The following is a 22,486-nucleotide window of genomic DNA, read 5'->3' on the forward strand; positions in this document are numbered from 1 at the left end:
TTATTACTTATTTTGTGAGTGATTAATGTCAGTTAGTGAATTTAACTTAGGTTAAGATGATGCGATAATTTAAGCCGATAAAGTTAATTTGTTTTATAATATCTTAGCTATTTAACATAAGAAATTTAATTATATAATTGATTTAATTATTTAAATTGACTTTTATCTTTTGGGGGCGAGAGTGAGGGCTAAGTCACTATTTAACTAAAAATGCGATAATAGCTGATTGTGATTTAGGTTAAAGTATGTAAAGTTATGCGCAGATAATTAACTTACACTTTGGGCTATTAAAAAAACTAATGATTTTTGTACGGACACTCATTTTCGGATCGATTTTTTTTACCTTTTGTTTCCCTACACTAGCAAAAGCTTCATTATTGAAACCGGATAACACAGACGATCTATTCAATCGACAAACTCAGCAGCAGCAAGCTCAGCAGCAGCAATTTGAGGCAAAAGCCCCAGATGTGAGCTTATCTACGCCTATCGCCAAGGCGCAATTACAATTTCCAGATGAAAATCCGTGCTTTAAAATTGAGCAAGTCTCTATTACAGGCCAAGAGGCCTTGCCTCATTGGGTTCCGGTTCAGAGACTGGCTAATCAGGCCGTTGGTCATTGTATTGGTGTTGAAGGGATTAATTTATTGGTTACGGATGTGCAAAACCGATTAATAAGTCATGGGTGGATTACAAGCCGTGTTTTAGTTCCTGAACAAGATTTATCCACGGGTCAGCTTAATTTAGTTGTATTACCGGGCAAAGTTCAAAAAGTGGTTTTTACCGATGATTCATCACAATACAGTACGCTGTATACCGCAATGCCAGCCCATTCAGGTAATTTATTGGATCTTAGGGATATTGAGCAAGGCTTAGAAAATCTTCAGCGTCTACCCACCGTGCAAGCTTCTATGGAAATGGTACCCGGTGATGGTCCGGGTGAAACCCAAATTGTGATCAATCGCCAGCAGTCGCGTTATTGGCATGCTGGCGCGTGGGTGGACAATACTGGCTCAAAAAGCACCGGTAAAAACCAAGTGGGTGTGATGTTGGCACTGGATAACCCGGCTTCCCTCAGCGATCTTTTCTATATTACGGCAACGCGCGATTTAAGCTTTTCTAGCGATAAAGACACCACTAACTACAGTGCGCACTATTCGGTGCCGTTTGGTTATTGGCAGTTTGCCACCACAGCGAGTGATTATGAGTACACACAAACTATTGCTGGTACAAATAGCGACATTCGTTATCACGGTAAAAGCAAAAGTTTGAACCTACAACTGAGCAATGTGCTGTACCGTGATGCCACAGCGAAAACCACAGCGACCTATGATGTCAATTTACGTGAGACGCGCAACTTTGTGGGTGAAACTGAAATTGAAAACCAAAAACGGCGCACTACCGCTTGGAAGCTCGGCCTTAATCACCGTCAATACGTGGGGCAATCCACACTCAATGTGGGGGCGAGTTACCAGCATGGGACACGCTGGTTTGGCGCAATGCCCGCTTTTGAAGAGTTTAGCAGTAAAGGCTCCCAAGATTATGCGACCGCACTGGCGATAATTATGCAATTTTCCGCGTCTGCGAGTATCCCGTTTACACTTGCGGAGCAGCCACTTCGGTTTGAGTCACAATACTTACGTCAAATCAGTGACAGGCCTCTAACGCCTCAGGATCAATTCAGTATCGGTAACCGCTGGTCGGTACGAGGTTTTGATGGCGAACGCACCTTAAGTGCGGATGAAGGCTGGACGCTGCGCAACACCCTATCATGGACATTACCTGTTCCTGCTCAAGAACTGTATGTGGGCGTCGATTACGGCAAAATTAGCGGACGTGGGACTGACATTAACTTAGGCTCACACCTTGCGGGTGGTGCGATTGGTTTGCGTGGTGCGATTAACCCCGCCAACTTAAGTTATGACTTCTCTATTGGCACCCCGTTCTCTAAACCAGAAGGTTTTAGAACCGACCCAGCTACATTTTCGTTTTCGGTTAACTGGAATTACTAAGGACTCTCAGGATGAACAAGTTACTTTACCGCTTAATATTTAATGTCGCTCGCCAAATGGTGATGGTGGTGGCAGACATTACGCGCAGTCATCGTGCGGGTCCTGCGGGTTCGAGTGAAAATCGAGTCGAGAAAACAGCCAGCAGTCGCATTCGTTGGTCAATCAAGCCACTCGTCACTTCCCTTTGGTTGACGCTGGGCATGGTGAGTTTTAGCGCGTCGTCATCTACCATCGTAGCGGATGGTAATGCGCCGGGAAATCAGCAGCCTACCATTGTGAATACCCAAAATGGTTTACCTCAAGTCAATATTCAAGCGCCTAACCGTGACGGGGTTTCGCGTAACCAATATAGCCAATTCGATGTCGACCATAAAGGGGCTATTCTTAATAACAGTAGCACTAACGTCAACACACAACTTGGAGGGATGATCCAAGGCAATGATTGGCTCGCCAAAGGGGAAGCCAAAATTATCCTCAATGAGGTGAATAGCCGCAACCCAAGCCAACTCAATGGTTTTATTGAAGTGGCGGGTAAAAAGGCTGATGTGATCATTGCTAATCCAGCGGGGATCACTTGTAACGGTTGTGGCTTTATCAATGCCGATAAAGCCTTACTTTCAGCCGGTAAGACACTGATCGAAAATGGTAAAATTAAAGGTTTTGAGGTTGATAAAGGGAGTATCAATGTTATTGGTCAAGGCTATAACGGCAACGGAACTAACTATACGGCACTGATTGCTCGCTCGGTGAATATCAATGCCAAACTGCATGCGAAAGAACTAGCCATCACTACCGGTAAAAATACTGTTGCTGCAGACGGTCAAACTGTACTCAAAACCGATAATTCAGTGGCTGAGGATAAACCCGAATTTGCTCTTGATGTGGCTGCACTCGGCGGTATGTATGCAAACACCATTAAAATGCGCGGCACAGAAAACGGGGTGGGCGTGCGCAATGCGGGGCATATTGGCGCAGAGGCAGGCGATATTACGTTATCCGTTGACGGTAAAATTGGTAATGCTGGGGTAATAACAACCAACCAAAATATCGCGATAGACAGCCAACAAACGATTAATAATAGCGGCACCGTATTGGCACAAAACGATATTCAGCTCAATGCAAAACAAGCAATAACGAACACAAATAAAGGCCAAATTGTCGCAGAGCATGATGCGACGTTGAATGCTGATCAAATTAATAGCGATACAACGGCATTATTAGCTGCGGGCGTAGACAGTAAAGGGAAATTAACTTCAGCAGGTTCATTAACGGTTAAAGGCCAAAAAGACGTTGCATTGCAGGGGGATATTGTTGCCAAAGACAGCTTAATCGCCACAGGCGGTTCACTCGACTTGTCTGATTCCAATACTCAAGCCAAAAATATTTCACTGACGTCAACAGTAACCGATATCCGCACGAAAGATGCGCACCTACAAGCCAACGATAGAGCCACACTGACGGCTAAAACGGGTATTGATAATCAAAACGGTGAAATTGTTGCCAACGAACTCACCTTAATAGCTCCTGAATTTCTTAAAAACCAGCAAGGTAAATTAGTTCAAAAAGGCAATTCAAAAAATATCTTAAATACTAAGGTATTCGAAAACCAGCAGGGGGAAATTAACTTTGCGGGTGACACCGTTGTATCAACACAACAACTGAATAACCAGTCCGGAAAGATATTAAGTCGTGATGGTAAAGTCGATATTCAAACTAAAAACCTAGACAACCAACAAGGGACAATCTTAGCCTCGGGCAAACAAGGGCTTACTATCAAGGCGGATAAGCTGGATGGACAAAAAGGGGAAATCCTGACCCGTGGCGTATTAAGCTTAGCAGGGCAATCCATTAATTTGGATAATGGAGCCACCCAAGCTGAACAAATCACCTTGAAAGCTAATGCGCTCTCTCACCGCCAAGGGAATCTACTACAGATGGGCGATAAAGCCATGATCGTGGAAATCGCCACGACGTTGGATAACCGTGGGGGAAGTGTGTCATCCAAAGGTGACTTGCGTATACTTGCAGATAACCTTGATAACAGCGATGGTAAATTATTCACGAGTACTAACAAACAGTTAGCACTTACTGTAACTACTGAGTTGAATAACACGCGAGGCGTGATTCAAACAGATAAGTATTTAGCCATTAAAGCCAATAAACTGGTTAATTCTCAAGGGAAAATCAGTAGCTTATCAGGGGCAGCATTGCTCAGTGCAAATCAGTTGGATGGTAATAAAGGGACGATTTTTGCGCAAGATACCTTACGGATTGAAAGTGCCAATATCAATCTAAGCCAAGGTTTTACTCAAGCAAACCAGATTTCCATTTTAGCCAACAACTTCACACATCAGAATGCAACGTTACTGCAAACAGGTGAAGGAAAAACGGAACTACACATTCAAAGTCAATTTGATAATCAGCGGGGGGAAATCTCTAGCAATGGTCAAATTGATATTGTGGCAAACAGCTTGAATAACCAAGATGGTAAAATCATTGCCGCAAAATTGGGTAAGCTGACGCTCAGCATTCAACAGACGCTGAATAATACTCAAGGGATATTATTAGGTAATCAAGGTATTCAATTAGCGGCGAATCGCTTAATTAACCAATCGGGTAAACTCATTGCGAGTTTTGGTGATAACCAATTAACGCTCAAGCAGTTAGATGGCGAGAAAGGCGAAATCCTCTCGAAAGGTAAGTTGGCTTTGACCGGAGATAATCTCAATCTCAATGATGCCATTACACAAGCCGATAAACTCCAAATTCAAGGACAAAATCTCTCCCATCAACGTGGAAAAATGCTGCAAACTGGCAGCGAAAACGGTGAAATTAAGCTGACTCAAACCCTTGATAACCAATCGGGTAACATCAGCAGCCAAGGCACGTTAAATTTGGATGTTAATAAACTGGCTAACCAACAAGGCGTTGTGGTTGCCGCAAAAGCGGGTGCATTAATTTTAAATGCTAAAGGCGGTGTGGATAACACACAAGGTACCCTTTTTGCCGAGCAAAATTTAACGCTCAATGCACCGTTGCTCGCTAACGTTGACGGTAAAATCATTAATAAAAACGGGGATATGTTAATTTCCGCTGAAAGCGTGCAAGGTCAGCGAGGGGAAATGGTTGCGGATGGGGAGTTAGTGCTACATGGTCAAGAAATTGACCTGACTGCGGCGAATACCCAAGCGAAACATATCGAACTGACCGCAAATAATTTAAATCATCAGCAAGGTACAATGACCCAATTGGGTGAGCAACAAGGCACAATTTTAGTTTCTCAATACCTGAATAATCAAGCGGGTAATATCAGTGGTAATGGTTCGTGGCAGGTCAATACTAATACTTTAGATAACCAGCAAGGGAAAATATTCAGTGCCAAAATGGGCGCGTTAAACCTACAAATTGAGCAGGCACTGAATAATACAGATGGCACCTTGACGGGGCGCCAAGGTGTGTTTATTGACACACAATCGCTGATAAATCGTACCGGAAAAGTGATTGCGAATATGGGGGATATCACCCTCAATAGCCAATTACTCGATGGCGATAAAGGTGAATTACTGGCCGCAAATAACGTAAATATTCAAGGGAAAACGCTTCTATTAAATCAAGCCATTACGCAGGCCGATAATATTGTTATCACCGCCAATACCCTTGATCACCAAGGCGGTAAATTATTACAAACGGGTGATAAAGCAGGAAAAATAGCGCTTCAAGGTCAATTAAATAACCACGCGGGTGAAATCGGCAGTAATGGTGATTTTACGATTAAAGCCGACGCATTAAATAATCAGGCTGGACAAATTCTAACGGCGAATAGCGGGCATTTATCCCTTGATTTAAAAAATGTATTATCCAACCAAAGTGGCGTGATTGTGGGTGATAATGGGCTGGAAATTACGGCGAGCCAGTTGGATAACCAACAAGGAAAACTGGTTGCTCGCCATGGCGATACTACGCTGGATGTTACCCATACAATCAATAATCAAGCAGGGTTAATTGCGGCAGCGCAATTGTTGCAGATGCGTAATCAAGCGCTGCAAAACCAGCAGGGTTATCTTCAAGCCAATACCATCAATATCGATACGCATAATCAATTGTTTGATAATACGGATGGTTCGCTATTAGCTCAGCAAAAATTGACTTTAAATAGCGGTAAAATTGAAAACCAACAAGGTTCAATTCAGTCTGGCAGCGACATGCAGATTGATACCCATGGGAAGCAACTCAATAATACCCAAAGTGGAGAAGACAAAGGCATTTACGCACAAGGTGGGCTAATTTTAACCACTGGACAACTCAATAATGAGCAAGGTCGCATTGTCGCTAAAACCGCATTGGATTTAAAAAGCCAAAACTTAAACAACCAGCAAGGTTTGATTGGTAGCCAGTCTGCTATTTTGATGAAAACGCAACAGTTGGATAATAGCCAAGGTGTGATCAAAGGGCAATCCATCACCCTTGATACCCAAGGACAGCGTTTAATTAATACGACTAAAACTGATGAGCAAGGGATTTTTGCTAGCCAAGGATTAGCGCTAGCTATTGGTGAATTAATTAACCGACAAGGCCATATCCAAGCAAATAATATCACGTTAACAACGCAGAAAAACCGTGTTGATAATAACCAAGGTGAGATTTTAGCCAGTCAAACTTTGAGCCTAAAGAGTGGTGAATTTGATAACCAACAAGGGCGTGTGCAGGCAGGCCAACAGCTATCGCTCGACACTCATGGGCAACTTCTCAACAATGACGACACACAAAAAAGTGGTGGGTTGTTAAGCGGTGGCCGTCTAACCCTCAATAGCGGTAAATTAACGAACCAGCAAGGACAAATCCAAAGCGCAGCGGCAAGTGAATTAACCACTCAAGTCTTGAATAATCAGCAAGGGCAAATTTATTCAGGCGGTTTATTGGATATCAATACTCAGAAAAACAAGGTATTGAATCAAGACGGTGTACTGGCGAGTGAGGGGCAACTCACGTTAAAAGCCAACGATCTGAGTAATCAGCAAGGGTTCGTACAAGGCAAAAAAGGCTTAAATATCGATGCTAATCAGATTGATAACCAAAAAGGCACTCTGCTAAGCCAATCCTCAGCACAAGTAACAGGCGCTTCTCTTAATAACCGCGAGGGCACCCTGCAATCACAGGGAAATACTGACTTAACGATCGCGCAGCATATCGATAATCAGCAAGGAAAGATTTTGTCGGGGGCTAATCTGAATATTGGTAGCCAACGTCTGAACAATACTGAAGGTACTGTTCAAGGGCTAAACAATGTTGAATTGGCTGTAGTGCAACAGCTTGATAATCAACAAGGTTGGATCAAAGCCAATGAAAGCCTAAATGTCACAGCGCAAAAGATTGATAACCAAAATACGGCTAAAGCAGGGAAAGGGATCGAAGGGCAAAATGTTACCTTTAAAACAACAGATTTAAATAACCAAACCGGTGCTATTCGTGCAGGGAAAGCTATCGATGCCGTTGTGGCGCAAAGTTTAAATAACATTCAAGGAATGATGTCAACGGGCTCGGCGCTTATTATTACGGATAATGCCAAAGGGAAAGCCTTAGCGATATCAAACCAACAAGGGGTGATGGTCAGCAATGGTTCTGCGAGTGTATCGGCGAACCAATTAACGGGCGAAGGCAAGCTTATTACTCAAAAAGCGTTGACGTTGAGCCTATCTCAAGCTTTTACAAACCAAGGTCGTATTCAGGCTGGTGAACATTTAACCGCTAATTTTGCGCAAGGGCTCACGAATAGTGGGCTAATTTCTAGCCTTGGTGAGCTCGCACTCACTACCACGACGGTCATCAATCAACTTTCCGGTGAAATCAGCGGGCAAAATACCCGTATTAAAGCGAGTGGTCAGGTGCTCAATACCGGGTTAATTGACGGTGTGTTAACGCATATCATGGCAAATTCATTGGATAATTTAGGCACTGGACGCATTTATGGTGACTTCTTGTCCATTGCCGTCAAAACCTTGGTTAATGATAAGCAAGGGGACAAAGCGGCAGTTATTGCAGGGCGTAAAGCCGTTAATATTGCGGTTTCTGAGTTGTTAAATCGCGATCATGCTTTGATTTACAGTGATGGTGACTTACATATTGGCAACTCGTTAAATGACCAATTGCAAGCCACAGGTCATGCAACCCAAGTGAAAAACCACAGTGCGAATATCGAAGCGGCGGGTAATTTAACGTTGAAAACCAATCTGCTTGAAAACAAAGATATTCATTTAGAACTGACGGATAAACCAATTGAAATGAGCCGTGAGCATTTTGATTGGTTTGATTATGGTAATGGCAAACGTTATAAAATTCAGCCACGTAATGGTAACGAAACCCGTTATACGATTAATGATGATGGCACGCTGAATAAAGAAGTGGGCATTCACTACGAAAAATCCAATCGCTGGCGGATGTTTGAAAATGGTAATTGGACAAAAGATTTTTATGAATACGATTACGACCGTGTTGTTTATGAAACTCAGGTTATCAATCGTGATGCTGCACTGATCACCAGTGGGAAACATTTAACCCTTGATGGGCAACAGCTTAATAATGAAAACTCACGCGTAGTGGCAGGACAAAACTTGATCCTAACAGGCAATGACCTGAATAACGAAGAAGCGCAAGGTATTCGCCGTATTGTTGAGGATGGTAAGACGATTTATCGTTATAAAGGCGGTAAAAAATGGAAAACACGTGAGTCGGTTTATGCATATCAAGGGGTTAATCGTGAAGACGACTTGTCGTTGCATTTATTGGAAGTCACAGATAATGCGGGTGGTATTGATAAAACCCAACTTGATTCAGCGAAAGTTAACAAACTTGATGGCGCAGCAGAGACGGTTTCTGAATCAATCCTAAAAGAAAACCAAGGGACAACGGTTACTGAGCAAACATTAAAAGACAGTAAAAATACGCCTCTCGAACTTTCTGCGGGTCAACAAGTTGAAGTCACTCAGTTGCCCTCTGTTTCGGCTAAAGTTGATGTGACGGATAATAAAACCGTAGGAGCAACGACTCAGGCAGATGATGCCAATGTCGGGAGTGATGTTGAGGTTCAAGGACAAACCGATGCCGGTAAAGGGGAAAAGGCCACCGCAGAAACAGGGCCTCAAGGTAAAGATAACCTGGATACCGTGATAAGAACCGTCGGACCCAATACAAAACTGCCTGATAACAGCCTATTTAACCTAACGCCGGGCAGCGACAGTCAATTTTTGATTGAAACAGACCCCCGCTTTACCAATTACAAAAAATGGTTATCAAGCATTGATATTGTTACCAACGAGCAACTGCATAAGCGTTTAGGCGATGGCTATTATGAGCAGCGCTTAGTGCGTGATCAACTGATTGAAACCACCGGTCAACGCTTGCTAGGCAATTATCATAGTGATGAAGAGCAGTATCGGGCGTTGCTGACTAATGGCGTCGCATTCGGTCATCAATTTAACCTGACACAGGGCATTGCATTATCACCCGCGCAAATGGCGAACTTGACCACCGATATTGTGTGGATGGTCAACAAAGAAGTCACTCTGCCCGATGGTCGTGTTGAGTTAGTCAGTGTGCCTCAAGTGTACGTCCGTGCGCGCCAAGGAGATTTAAATGGTAATGGCGCATTGCTGGCGGGTCGCAATGTGTCAGCTGATATGGCGGGTAATCTTCTCAATAGTGGCGAAATCAGCAGTCGTGAATTGACCGATTTACGTGCAGAAAACATTGAAAATAGTGGTCGACTCCAAGGAAAAGATGTTCAGCTCAATGCATTGAAAGATATTAAAAATGTTGGTGGTGAAATTCGTGGGTTAGACAGCGTATCACTTTCTGCAGGACGCGATATTTTTAGTGAAACCACACAACGTAGCGAGGGCAACGCCCAATGGCTCGATCGCCCTGCTAGTATTTATGTCACTGGTGATAATGGACAATTGACCTTAAAAGCCGTGCAAGATATCAACTTGATCGCGACAGATATTGTCAATTTAGGTGTCGATGGTAAAACCGCAATTATTGCCGGACGTGATATTAGTTTAGAAACTCGCGATGTCAGTTCTGCATTTGATTACACTCGTAATTCAAATAATTATTATCGTGGTTCAAACAGCACGGAAGTCGGTACGCAGATCCAAACTCAAGGGGATTTAACGTTATCCGCAGGACAAGACCTTTCCGCTCGCGCAGCGAATGTCTCTAGTGGCGGCGAACTGGCAGTCAATGTTGGGCGAGATATTAACCTAACCTCCGGTGTTGAAACTCGAGATTACGCGAAGCATACAAAAAGTACAGATAAAGGCTTTTTATCTAGTACGACGAAAGAAAATCATGATGAAGTCAACGAGCGTACGGCAATCAGCAGCACGCTGAGTGGCGATAGCGTGAAAGTGACGGCAGGGAATAACGTGAATATTCAGGGCAGCAATGTTCTGGGCACAAACGATGTTACCGTCAATGCAGGCAACCAACTGAATGTCACCACATCTGACGAGGCGTTGTATGAAACGCACATGTCGAAAACGACCAAATCGGGACTGATGAGCACGGGTGGGTTAGGCTTTACAGTGGGTTCAAACTCACAAAAAGTCACCACCGAAACTGACAGTAATCAGAAAAAAGGTAGTGTCATTGGGAGTAGCGCAGGTAGCGTAACATTGAATGCTAGTGATACCGCATCGATTCATGGCAGTGATGTGATTGCCGCGAAAGATATTAATATCACGGGAAGTGATGTGTCCATCACTGCCGCTGAAAATAGCCGTACTGATATTACCACAGTGGAAAGTAAATCCAGCGGTTTGACGGTCTCGCTAGGCGGTGCGGCAGGCAGCCTGTTAGATGGCATGGCGCAAACGGCCAAGTCAGCGAAAGAAGAAGATGACGGTCAGCTAGCGGCACTTAAAGGGATAAAAGCAGGGTTGCAAGGTGTTCAAGCCGAACAAGCCGGAGAATTAGCCGGACTTAAAAAAGGCGGTAGCGTCAAAGATGCTTTCGGTGTGAATGTGTCTTATGGTAGCAGCTCTTCAAAATCGACCACTAAAACCGAACAAAACACGGCATCCGGTAGCAGTCTCAGTGCGGGGGATAATATTAATCTCACTGCGACGGGTAAAAAAGAGGGAAGCCAAGGCAATATAGCCGTGCAAGGCAGTCAGTTGACCGCGGATAAAGATATCACGCTGACTGCGAAAAATGATATCGATTTGACCAGTGCTAGTAATACGCAAAAAGTGGATGGCAAAAATTCGAGTTCAGGTAGCTCCATTGGGGCGGGTATCAGTACCGGCGGTTGGAACGTTAATGCCAGTGTTAATAAAGGCAGTGGTTTTGAAAAAGGCAACAGTGAGTTTTATACCGATACGCAGGTGGATGCAGGCAAACAATTAACCCTTAATAGTGGCAAAGATACTACGTTAACGGGAGCGCAAGTTAGCGGCGAAACAGTGAAAGCCAATGTGGGCGGTGATTTAACGTTATCGAGCCAACAAACCACGGATAAATACGACTCTAAGCAAACAAGTGGCAGTCTTTCAGGCAGTATTGGTTCAGGAATGAACACAACCGCCTCCATAAACGCCAGCAAAACCAAAATGCACAGTGATTATCAATCCGTTGACCAGCAAACGGGTCTCAACGCTGGTAAGGGTGGTTTTGATATCACGGTTGGCAATCATACCCAGCTTGACGGTGCGGTGATTGGCAGCACGGCAGAGTCGGGCAAAAATAAACTGGATACGGGCACATTGGGCTTTGGTGATATTAAAAACAAAGCGGAGTACCAAGTCGAAAGTCACAGTGCCGGTTTTAGTACGGGCGGCTCACCGTTTGCCGACCAACTGGCAGGAAATGCGGCAGGCTCGCTACTGACGAATGTGAATAATAAAGGTGAGTCGAGTAATACTACTCAATCGGCGGTGTCGGAAGGGCAATTGATTATTCGCGATAAGGATAATCAGAAACAAGATATCAATGAGTTAAGCCGTGATACGGATAATGCCCATGAGAAGCTCAATACCATTTTTGATAAAGAAAAAGAGCAGAAACGGATTGAGAAAACGCAGTTAATTGGCGAGTTGGGTAAGCAAATTACTGATATTGCCGTGACAGATGCGACGATTAATGCGACAAAAGAGGCGAATGAGAAAAAGACAATCCCGACACCACAAGAGCGTGAGACTGCGAAAAAAGCGCTTGAAGTACAAGGTAAAGTGGTCAGTGATGAGGCGATTGATAACTATATTCACGAGCAAGTTATTCAGGCGAAAGTGAATGAGTCAGGCTGGGGTGTAGGGGGCGATAAGCGGCGGATAGTCGAGTCAGGTACGGCTTTAATCCAAGGTTTAGTTAATGGTGATATGAACAAAGCGGTGGCGAATGCCAGTGCCCCGTATATTGCGAATGAAATTGCTAAACAGATACCGGCAGAAAATAAGGAAGGGCGGATTATAGCCCATGGCATTGCCAATGTTGCATTAGCCCTTGCAAAAGGCGAAAATGCAGGCGCACAATCGCTTGGCGCGATGACAGCCGAAGCGGTTGGTATGCTGTCCAAAGAGCTTTATGGAAAAGACCCGAGTAAGCTGACGGAAGATGAAAAAGCCACAGTCAGTGCGTTTGCGAGTTTGGCGGCAGGTATTGCGGGTGGATTAGTTGGCGGTGATACCTCCAGTGCTGCAAATGCCGCCGAGGCAGGGAAGACCACGGTTGAGAATAACTCTTTATCAAACAAAGATGTCCTTGATTTAAGAAAAGAGTTAATCAAAGCGACAGAAACTGGCGCAGATAAAGAGCTAATATTTGACCAGTTCCGCGAGCTTAGTAAAAAGAAACGAGATGAAGCTGTCGCTGATGCGAAGGAAGGCAAAATTACAGCCAGTATCACGTCATGGTCTGATGTACTTACTGGGGTAGACCAAGCGGACTCGTTAAAATGGATTGCATGGATAGACTCTTTAAGTGCTGATGATAGAAAAGCACTGGTTAACTTAGTTAAGAATGAGAATGAGATAACCGCGGCGGCAATTTTTAACTCAGCGACACCAGAAGTTAAACTTGCTTTAGGTGGTAAAGAAGGTCTTGATAAAATCGGAATAACCGGTGTAGGCAATAGCACTGGTATTACCGTTATATCAACGGCTATTAAAGGGAATAAGGGGAATTCTAACTTACCGACGGGTTACACTACTAAAGGCGGTTCAATAGTAGGTCCGAAAGGAAGCTCATATAGTAACACAGGCAAGACAGATGCTTTAGGAAACACGGTTTATAGTAATAATGGTGGTTATTATACATTTGAGAATGGTGTTAAGACGAAAGTACCATCACCAAATCCGCCAACAAATGTTCAGCTAAATAGTGAAAAAGGTAAGGAGTTTGAGAGTTCTATTTTTGATGAGATAAAGTCAAATCCTAATTTAAAAACACCTTCAAGAGAAATAACCGTAGAAACAAATAAAGGAACTAAAGTTAGAATTGATATAATGGCTAAGGATGAGAATGGAAATATTAAGTGTATTGAATGTAAAAGTTCTCAAACAGCTCCATTCACTAAAAATCAAGAAAAAGGCTTCCCTGAACTCAAAGCTGAAGGTGGAACTGTTGTTGGAAAAGGAAAGCCAGGATTTGAAGGGGGAACTAAGATACCACCGACAGAAGTTGAAGTTGTTAGACCAAAAGTAATTGATGATTAAGGGCTAAGGATATTATATGTCAATAGAAGATTTGAATAAAATTGATTTAATTACGGTTACTTGCGAAGACATAGTGCCCCCACAAGTAATATTAGTTATTACAGATCATTTACAGTGGTCAGAATATACCAATGATCATTTATATCAATTACAAGAAAAAATTAATAAATACATCGAATTTGTTGAAAGCGGAGAAATGTTAGAAAAATATCCTGATGCTTTTGGTAAGGAGATTATGTTTAAAATTTACTTTAAATATAGCATTCCACATGAATGCATCGAATTTATAAATCGAGTTAGAGAAATTTTGCTGTCTATTAAAATTCAGCTGACATATGAAGAAAAACATATTACGGATTGAACATTTCATACTATTTAAAGATCTGAAGATCCCAGCCCAACACTGGGATCTCTTTAGCCGCTTTACTCCCCTCAGCCAGCTGGATAATTAACTCATCGGCTTGGCGAGTGAGGGTATAGTGACTACCCACCTCAAATCCCATCTCCATCAGCTACTTACCGCTTAAGGTCAGTTGAGGGCTGCGGTTGGGTTTACCTCGGTTGGGGGCGTAACCCTCTGTATACTTTCTGGTTTTAATCACTTCTTCTTTTTTTTAGTCGTCAGTATTTCTACTTTAAACGCCAGCAAAACTAAAATGCACGGTGATTATCAATCGGTTGACCAGCAAACGGGTCTCAACGCCGGTAAGGGTGGCTTTGATATCACGGTCGGCAATCATACTCAGCTTGACGGTGCGGTGATTGGTAGCACGGCAGAGTCGGGCAAAAATAAACTGGATACGGGCACATTGGGCTTTGGTGATATTAAAAATAAAGCGGAGTACCAAGTCGAAAGTCACAGTGCCGGTTTTAGTACGGGCGGCTCACCGTTTGCCGACCAACTGGCGGGTAATGCGGCAGGCTCGCTACTGACGAATGTGAATAACAAAGTTAGCAGCAGTAACACTATTTATTCCACGCTGGTTGATAGTGGGTAAATTAGTATTATTCGCAGCTATGTTTACATAGTTGTCGTTGATTAATATTATTGCACTGAATATATCTCTAGCTTATGCTTTAATGAACTTAGCGTAAATATTGCGATTTTATAAGTAAAATTCTGCCATGCTAATACTGATATTTGAAGGTTTATTGATAGGTTGTTTGCTTGGTTTAACTGGTGCTGGTGGTGGTATTTTGGCGGTTCCTGCACTAATTGCAAGCCAAGGTTGGAGTGTGGCTCAGGCAGCGCCTGTTGGGCTATTAGCAGTAACACTCGCTGCCTTTGTGGGGGTGATCGAAGGGCTAATTAACAAAAATATTCGTTATAAAGCAGCTCTGTGGATGGCTTTAATTAGTATTCCTTTTGCAAAATATGGCGTGTACTTAGCCAATATTATTCCATCAGTATGGCTAACTTTTGTATTTAGTCTGGTCATGTTTTTTATCGCTTATCGTATTTTTTATAATAAACTAAATGAGTTAGATGATGCTCCTTGTCGCATTAATCAACAAACAGGGCGGTTTATCTGGAATTTTAAAACAGCGCTTATTTTGGGGGGGATCGGTATTATTGCGGGACTATTAACTGGGGCTCTTGGTGTTGGCGGTGGTTTTGTGATTGTTCCTGCATTGTGTAAAGCCACTAACTTAAAAATGAAAAGTATTGTTGCTACCTCGTTAATGGTAATTTTTTTAATTGGTAGTATTAGTATTTCAGTTAATTTATTAAATGGCTTTCAATATCCTATTAATATTAGTACCACCTTCGTTTTATCTTGCATCTCAGGGCTATTAATTGGGCGAAAAATAATAACATATATTTCAGCTAAAACAGTGCAAATAATATTTGCTTATACTGTTATTGTAGTTGCTTGTTATATGTTTTATTTGTCTTTGTTTTAATTAATGAGATTTCTATAATGAAAATTAATTTTATATTCTAACTAGTCAATTTGATTTTGATAATAAGCTTCTTTGAAATGCTACTTATTTTATTTGTTTGAAAGGAAATAGATTTATCTTCATTGATAAATTGGTATAATGAGGAATCGCATACTCATCACGACTGATAATAGCTAAAAAAATTTATATCATATTAATCAGAGTGGTCATTGAAGGTTGACTAATATAATTATGTCTAAACAAGATAGCTCAACAACGATAATTGATATAGCTAAGCGGGCTAATGTGACCGATATCACGGTCTCTAGGGCATTTAATCATCCTGAAATGGTAAAAAAAGAGACCAGAGATAAAATATTAGCGATTGCTCAAGAATTAAACTATGTACCTAATTTTTTTGCTCGTAATCTAAAAAATAATAACAGCCGTATTATAGGCGTGGTTACTGATAGTACGTTTAATCCATTCTATGTTGTATTAATCCAAACAGTTTCTCGATTAGCCAAAGAAAAGGGCTATCAGGTCATGATCTTTGATTCGGATAGTGACGAAAAAGCCGAGCAAACCGCTATTCAAACTTTAGTGAGTTATAAAGCCAGTGGCATTTTATTATCCCCTGTTCGTGATGATAAAAATTATCAACCAAGTTATCTTTCATTAATTGACCAGCACAGAGTTCCATTAGTTTTTGTCGACCGTTCTATTTATGGCTATGGTGAGAAATATTCAGGATTATTTTTGAAAAATTTTGAAATTGGTGCATTAACGGGTGAGTTTTTGAGTAAGCAACATTGTGATAATATTTTAGTTGTTTCTGGCCCTAAAAGTTCTGAAATTAGTATTTCACGTCTTTCTGGAATATATGAAAGTTTTTCTAATCGAAAAAATTTCAATGTGCTTTATAGTAGCTATGTGTTTAATAAAAAAGATGAAGCCTATCTTAGAGAGAAAATTCAGGCGTTTTATACACCTAATATGTATATTGTCGGGTTAAACGGTATTATCACAGCAGGTATGTATAAAATAATTTCAGAGCTCGGATTATCTTGCCGTTATTTTTCTGTTGATTTACCGCCTTATGCAGATACTTATCACTTATCGATTTCTGGTGTACATCATGATTCGGTTTATTTGGGGAAATTAACAGCTGATCTTCTATTTTCAGAGATAGAAAAAAACTCAAATGATAATAGTGAATCTAAACAAATATTTGTCGATGGGAAGCTTGTTGTATATTAAAAAATGATAGTACTAAATAAAAAGGTTCACTCTTATAAAATAAGACAATAAGAGTGAGCCTTTTTATAATAATGAGTATGAAGTTAACGTTTCATTGAGCTAATTAAAGTTGCTCCCCAAATAATAAGTCCTTTCACAATATATTGAACATATGGAGAAATACCTAATAAGTTCAAGCCATTATTTAATACACCTAAAATCATCGCCCCAATCAGCGTACCAATAATCATACCTCGGCCACCTGCGATAGAAGCTCCGCCCAAAACAACCGCAGCAATCGCATCTAATTCAAAGCCGACCCCTGCGTTTGGTTGACCACTCATCACTCGGGATGTGAAAATTAATCCAGCAAAAGCGGCGGTAAAACCGCTAATCACATAGACTAGCATTTTATAGCGTTCAACGCGGATACCACTTAAGCGAGCCGCTTCTTCATTTCCACCAATCGCATAAATATAGCGACCAAATGGAATGTGATTTAAGACGACATAGAAAATAAGATAAAGGCCAAGCATTAATAAAATTGGTACTTGAATACCTAATAACTCTTCACGCCCCCAAAATGCAAACTCTTTGGGTAAACCTGAAATTGGATAACCTCCGGTATAAATTAAGGCTAAACCTTTGGCAATAATCATTGCACCGAGGGTTACAATAATAGGTGGCATTTTTCCATAGGCAGCTAAAATGCCATTAATAAAACCAAATGCAATACCCGAAAGTAATCCTAATGCAATCGCAACAGAGGGGTCCATGCCGTAATATTTCATTAAACCGGCCATTAAGGTTCCGGATAATGCCATTACTGCACCAACAGATAAGTCGATACCTCCTGTCAATATGGCAAACGTCATACCGATGGCGATAATGGCGTTAATGGAGACTTGACGCGCAATGGTTGATAAGTTACTTACGGTTAGAAAGTGTTCATTGAAAATGGACATACAAGTGAATAGCAGCACTAAGCCCACAAGAGGTAAAAAGGCAGGTATCTTTGTTAACTTGCTAAAGTTTAACTTATTTTTTGTTAGAGGAAGCGTATTTTCATTAGACATAGTCGTTATCCTATATAATATTGCCAGCCGCATGCACCATTATCTGAGTTGAGTTAATATCATCTCCACTTAACTCAGCGGCAATTTCACCATCTCGAAAAACTAAAACGCGATCACTCACACCAATGACTTCAGGTAATTCGGATGAAATCATAATAATGGAAATACCTTTTTCGGTTAATGAGCGCATCAGCTGATATATCTCTGATTTTGCACCTACATCTATTCCTCTTGTGGGTTCATCAAAAATAAGAATTTTAGCTTGTTTATTTAGCCAGCGAGCAATAACAACTTTTTGTTGATTTCCACCGCTTAATGTAGAAACCGGAGTATGAGGCTCTGGTGTTTTTACTTTTACTTGAGAAATTAAATCAATGGATAAGGCGAGTTCTTTTTTATTTTGAATTAAAAATAATTTTTGGACGTGGTTATTTAGCCAAATATTTTCTTTAACAGAAAAGGGGAGTACGAGACCTTGGGTTTTGCGGCTTTCGGGTAATAAACCAATACCCAATTGTAAGGCAGCTGCCGCTGATTTTATTTTGACTTCTTTACCTTCTAATAATACTTTTTTCTGATAACATTTATCCGCACCAATCATCGCTAAAATTGTTTCAGTTCGACCAGAACCTACTAAACCTGCAAGTCCTAATATTTCACCTTTTTTAACTTGGATTGTATTGATTGGACTTGTCGAGAAACGCTGAACTTGCGCATCTAGAATGATTTCTTGTTCATTAAAATGGCGTTTATGTGGATAGATATTTTCAACTTCTCTACCTACCATCATTTCGATAATAACGTCTAAATCTGTATCATCTACTTTACGCGACCCAATATATTGCCCATCACGTAACACGCTGATAGTGTCACAAATTTCATAAATTTCTTCTAAGTGATGGGAAATAAAAAACATACCAACCCCTTTTGATTTTAAATCGCGCATGACATCAAAAAGGTGATTGGCTTCATTTGGGGTTAACGTGGCGGTTGGCTCATCTAAAACGAGAATTTTAGCGTCTAATGATAATGCTTTTGCTATTTCAACAAATTGTTGTTCAGCAATACTCAAATGGCTGATAGGTTCATCGATATTAATATTAACGCCTAAATCAGCTAGGATAGATTGAGATTTTTCACGCATTAATTTTCTATCTAATAATCCCAATTTGTTTTTTAGCTCTCGATTTAAAAAAATATTTTCAAATGCATTTAAATAAGGAATAAGCGAAAATTCCTGAAAAATAATACCGATACCGGCTTTGATTGCATCTCGATAATTATGAAATACATATTCTTGGCCTTCGATAAAAATCTTCCCACTATCTGGTTTATGAATTCCACATAGCACTTTCATTAATGTTGATTTGCCGGCACCATTTTCACCTAGTAGTGCATGAACTTCTCCCTTTTCTAGGGATAGATTAATGTTGTCGAGTGCCTTAACCCCAGGGAAAGTTTTACTGACATCTTTCAATGCTAATAATTGCATCATATTGCTTCCCTATGTTTTTAAATTGCCTAAAATTGGGTAACAAAATCATTTGAAATAGTGATATTCCATATGTATTAATTATTATGAAAATGTATTGCATCGAAATAGTTAAATAACGAGTGCAATACATTTATTATGGCTAACTAAACATTACCAACGAAAATCTTTAGCATTTGTTTTATCAATTAATTTAACATCAATAGGGACTTCTTTAGGGACATTTGCACCCCAATATTTTGCTAGACCCATTGCTAAACCAATACGTACTTGGTCACGTGGGAATTGTGCTGAAGTAGCAATAAAAGGTGAATTACCTTTGGCAATTTCAGCAACCGCTTCAGGGGAACCATCAACGCTGACTAGTTTTACATCTCGACCTGAGGATTCAATTGCCGCTAACGCACCTAAAGAACCCACATCATTGACACTGAAAATACCATTTAGTGTTGGATTCGCCTGTAACATATTTTCGGTTACGTTCATGGCTGTATCACGTTCTTGCTTACCATTAAGTTTGGTCACAATTTTAATGTTTGGATATTCTTTCATAGCGGCTTCAAATCCGCGGACACGCTCAAGGATAGGAACAACAGGGATGCCATCAAGTATCGCAACATTTCCTTTACCGCCTAAAGCTTCCCCTAGGTGTTTTCCTGCCATTAAACCTGCATCATAGTTTTTAGAACCAACGAAGGAATCAATAGGGCCATTAGCTTGGGCATCGATGGCGATAACGACAACGCCGGCTTTTTTCGCTGCAAGTACGGCAGTTTCAGCACCGACGCTATCGGCTGGGTTAATTAACAGAATATCGATTTTTTTCTGTAACATATCTTCGATATCGCTGGTTTGTTTTGAGACATCATGGGCCGCGTCAGAAATATATAATTGTGCGCCAATATCACCGGTTGCACTTTCTAACGCTTCTTTCATGGTAACGAAATATTCATTATTAAGTTCTTGAAATGACATACCAACTGAAACAGGTTTTGCCGTTGCATTAAATGCCATACCTAAAGTTATTACACTTGCAGCTACAGCTAATGTTTTGAATTTACTCAACATAAGATGTTCTCCTAAAAGAGCGTTTAGTAATATGTAGGGTATTACTTATTTAGTGTTTATTTATTATTAATACAATCAGTTAATGAATTTATGGCTTAATGACGACTTTTATTGAGTCTGCTGATTTCGCCATAACAAACGCCTCTTCCCAATCATCAATTGAGTAGAAGTGGGTAACGATATCATCAGCACTGACTAAACCACGGCTAAATAGGTCAATGGCAACCTCATAGCTGTATGGGCCTAGGTGCGCGCCGCGGATATCTAACTCTTTACGGTCTCCAATAATTGACCAGTCAACGGTTGTTTCTTTACCAAAGACACTGAATTCAACAAAACGACCCAATTTTCGGATCATTTCTAACCCTTGGGTTACACCAATTGGTGCGCCAGTTGCTTCAATATAAACATCGCAACCGTATCCTTCTGTCATGTCTTTGACTAATTTAATCGCATCTTCTTTTAGTGGATTGATAACCACATCGGCACCGAATTTTTTAGCTAATTCAAGGCGTTCATCAATCGCATCAATGACAACCAATTTTTTAGGTGTTTTGAGTTTTGCCACTTGGATCATACACAGTCCTAATGGACCTGCGCCAGCAATGACGACGACGTCATTTAAGTCAATGTCTCCTCGGCGAACGGTATGAATAGCACATGCCATCGGCTCAATTAATGCTGCATCTTTTTCTGAAAGCTCATCGGGAATTTTGTGGATAATCGCGCGTTCTGAAAAACGCATGTATTCAGCCATACCGCCATCAGCGACTTCCTTTTGGAAACCGTAAATATCATGGACTTCACACATCCAGTACTTACCTGATTTACAGAAGCGGCATTCCCAACATGGGACAATTTGTTCAGCCAAAATACGGTCACCTACCTTCAATTTGTATTTTTCTGCTGATCCATCACCTAATTCTGCAACTCGACCATAAAATTCATGTCCCGGTACAACAGGCGCTTTTATCCATGGGTTATCTCCCCAGAACATTTGTGCACCATCATTGGCCTTACAGTCTCCAGCACAGATCCCACATCCATCGACTTTGATGACAACTTCTCTAAACCCTGGTGTTGGTTTTTTGATTGTTTCAAAGCGGTAATCATGGGGGCCATGACAGACAACTGCTTTCATTTTTTCAGGTAGGTTACTCATGTTCTTAAACCTCACTCTTGATTTTAACCCTAATGTTGACGTCAACATTAAGCGTTTATTTAGTATGAAAAACATTCTGTTCTTAACGCTTAATCATCAATAACGATACTTATGTAATAAAAATGAATCTCTAATGTTATAAATAAAATAATTTATTTTTAATATGACGACGTCGTCATTTTTGATATTGAAGTGATAAAAAAGTAATAAATGTGACTTATATCTTAATTTATGTGTTTTAATTTTCTACTTTTCACTAAAAAGTGAGAATAAATGCAAAGTATTTTAGGTAATCGAAGGATCTAAATTATTTTGAAAAATGGTTAGTTTTGTTAAATAAATAGATTGCCTATTTAAGCTAGAAGTATAGTTATTTTGTTTTTTTTCAAAAGGAGATAATTTATGCAGAAACATTTCAGCTCAATTTTTTAATTGTAATTGCATGAAATTTTTATTAGGTTAAGTGATGACGATCTCGTGATTTTTTGATAATGAGAATTATTATTTATTAGTGTAAGTTAATTTGATGCTTTCATACGTAAATTTAGCATGATTTAGTTTGTCGTAAATTTTATTTTTGGTTTTATATAATTAGTTAAATCTTGCTGTGTAAGATTAATTAATGTTTGTTCTTAATTTTTAATTATATAGGTTAGTCGTTATTTTATGTAGTACATAGTTTTTTTATCATTATAAATTTGAGGAAATAAATTTAATAACGATTTACTTACTTTAATTTTTTCATAAGTAATTGAAAAATAATGTTTTTTGTATTTTAAATGGATTATTTAATTAAATAAATCATGGGTGTTAAAATAACTAAGTATGGATGGGAATATTAAATTAAT

11 protein-coding genes are annotated in these 22,486 nt (G+C 40.5%); 6 read left to right on the forward strand and 5 right to left on the reverse strand.

Features of this window, described 5'->3' with window-relative positions:
• Window positions 1-377: 377 nt before the first annotated feature.
• Genes DD649_RS15735 through DD649_RS15745 form a run of 3 tightly spaced genes read left to right on the forward strand, consistent with a single transcriptional unit; the run spans window position 378 to window position 14,078 of the window.
• Window positions 378-2,009, forward strand: coding sequence for a ShlB/FhaC/HecB family hemolysin secretion/activation protein (locus DD649_RS15735; RefSeq protein ID WP_336430946.1), 1,632 nt, complete (start codon window positions 378-380; stop codon window positions 2,007-2,009).
• Window positions 2,010-2,020: 11 nt separating this feature from the next.
• Complete coding sequence (locus DD649_RS15740) at window positions 2,021-13,717, forward strand: hemagglutinin repeat-containing protein (protein WP_294108664.1); 11,697 nt, start codon at window positions 2,021-2,023, stop codon at window positions 13,715-13,717.
• Between the two features lie 16 nt (window positions 13,718-13,733).
• Window positions 13,734-14,078 carry a DUF6572 domain-containing protein gene (locus tag DD649_RS15745; RefSeq protein ID WP_336430948.1) on the forward strand — a complete coding sequence of 115 codons (345 nt, stop codon included), beginning with the start codon at window positions 13,734-13,736 and terminating at the stop codon, window positions 14,076-14,078.
• A 10-nt stretch (window positions 14,079-14,088) separates the two neighbouring features.
• Here the strand turns inward: DD649_RS15745 and DD649_RS15750 are convergent, their stop codons facing one another.
• Complete coding sequence (locus DD649_RS15750; protein ID WP_294108666.1) at window positions 14,089-14,226, reverse strand: hypothetical protein; 138 nt, start codon at window positions 14,224-14,226, stop codon at window positions 14,089-14,091.
• A 147-nt stretch (window positions 14,227-14,373) separates the two neighbouring features.
• Between DD649_RS15750 and DD649_RS15755 the strand changes: the two genes are divergently transcribed.
• From DD649_RS15755 to DD649_RS15765, 3 genes are all read left to right on the forward strand, one after another.
• Entirely contained in the window at window positions 14,374-14,715 is a 342-nt protein-coding gene (locus tag DD649_RS15755; protein WP_294108667.1) for a hypothetical protein, read from the forward strand.
• Between the two features lie 127 nt (window positions 14,716-14,842).
• The gene (locus tag DD649_RS15760; RefSeq protein ID WP_294108668.1) at window positions 14,843-15,622 is read left to right on the forward strand and encodes a sulfite exporter TauE/SafE family protein; all 780 of its coding nucleotides are present in this window, start codon (window positions 14,843-14,845) and stop codon (window positions 15,620-15,622) included.
• Window positions 15,623-15,853: 231 nt separating this feature from the next.
• Complete coding sequence (locus DD649_RS15765) at window positions 15,854-16,861, forward strand: LacI family DNA-binding transcriptional regulator (protein ID WP_294108669.1); 1,008 nt, start codon at window positions 15,854-15,856, stop codon at window positions 16,859-16,861.
• Between the two features lie 83 nt (window positions 16,862-16,944).
• On the opposite strand, the gene DD649_RS15770 is transcribed toward DD649_RS15765, so the two are convergent.
• The 4 genes from DD649_RS15770 to DD649_RS15785 all read right to left on the reverse strand — a co-directional run bounded on the left by DD649_RS15770 (window position 16,945) and on the right by DD649_RS15785 (window position 21,638).
• Window positions 16,945-17,916, reverse strand: coding sequence for an ABC transporter permease (locus tag DD649_RS15770; RefSeq protein ID WP_294108670.1), 972 nt, complete (start codon window positions 17,914-17,916; stop codon window positions 16,945-16,947).
• 10 nt (window positions 17,917-17,926) lie between these two features.
• The gene (locus DD649_RS15775; protein WP_294108671.1) at window positions 17,927-19,411 is read right to left on the reverse strand and encodes a sugar ABC transporter ATP-binding protein; all 1,485 of its coding nucleotides are present in this window, start codon (window positions 19,409-19,411) and stop codon (window positions 17,927-17,929) included.
• 150 nt (window positions 19,412-19,561) lie between these two features.
• The gene (locus DD649_RS15780; protein ID WP_294108673.1) at window positions 19,562-20,476 is read right to left on the reverse strand and encodes an ABC transporter substrate-binding protein; all 915 of its coding nucleotides are present in this window, start codon (window positions 20,474-20,476) and stop codon (window positions 19,562-19,564) included.
• Between the two features lie 88 nt (window positions 20,477-20,564).
• Complete coding sequence (locus tag DD649_RS15785) at window positions 20,565-21,638, reverse strand: alcohol dehydrogenase catalytic domain-containing protein (RefSeq protein WP_294108675.1); 1,074 nt, start codon at window positions 21,636-21,638, stop codon at window positions 20,565-20,567.
• Window positions 21,639-22,486 lie beyond the last annotated feature (848 nt).

The organism is Providencia sp. (assembly GCF_003533305.1).
GTDB lineage: Bacteria > Pseudomonadota > Gammaproteobacteria > Enterobacterales > Enterobacteriaceae > Providencia.

What these genes read in the sequence shown, in the direction of transcription:
- DD649_RS15740 (WP_294108664.1), top strand. Translation starts at nt 2,021, where the DNA reads ATGAACAAGTTACTTTACCGCTTAATATTTAATGTCGCTCGCCAAATG.
- DD649_RS15745 (WP_336430948.1), top strand. Translation starts at nt 13,734, where the DNA reads ATGTCAATAGAAGATTTGAATAAAATTGATTTAATTACGGTTACTTGC.
- DD649_RS15750 (WP_294108666.1), bottom strand. Translation starts at nt 14,226, where the DNA reads ATGGAGATGGGATTTGAGGTGGGTAGTCACTATACCCTCACTCGCCAA.
- DD649_RS15755 (WP_294108667.1), top strand. Translation starts at nt 14,374, where the DNA reads ATGCACGGTGATTATCAATCGGTTGACCAGCAAACGGGTCTCAACGCC.
- DD649_RS15760 (WP_294108668.1), top strand. Translation starts at nt 14,843, where the DNA reads ATGCTAATACTGATATTTGAAGGTTTATTGATAGGTTGTTTGCTTGGT.
- DD649_RS15765 (WP_294108669.1), top strand. Translation starts at nt 15,854, where the DNA reads ATGTCTAAACAAGATAGCTCAACAACGATAATTGATATAGCTAAGCGG.
- DD649_RS15770 (WP_294108670.1), bottom strand. Translation starts at nt 17,916, where the DNA reads ATGTCTAATGAAAATACGCTTCCTCTAACAAAAAATAAGTTAAACTTT.
- DD649_RS15775 (WP_294108671.1), bottom strand. Translation starts at nt 19,411, where the DNA reads ATGATGCAATTATTAGCATTGAAAGATGTCAGTAAAACTTTCCCTGGG.
- DD649_RS15780 (WP_294108673.1), bottom strand. Translation starts at nt 20,476, where the DNA reads ATGTTGAGTAAATTCAAAACATTAGCTGTAGCTGCAAGTGTAATAACT.
- DD649_RS15785 (WP_294108675.1), bottom strand. Translation starts at nt 21,638, where the DNA reads ATGAGTAACCTACCTGAAAAAATGAAAGCAGTTGTCTGTCATGGCCCC.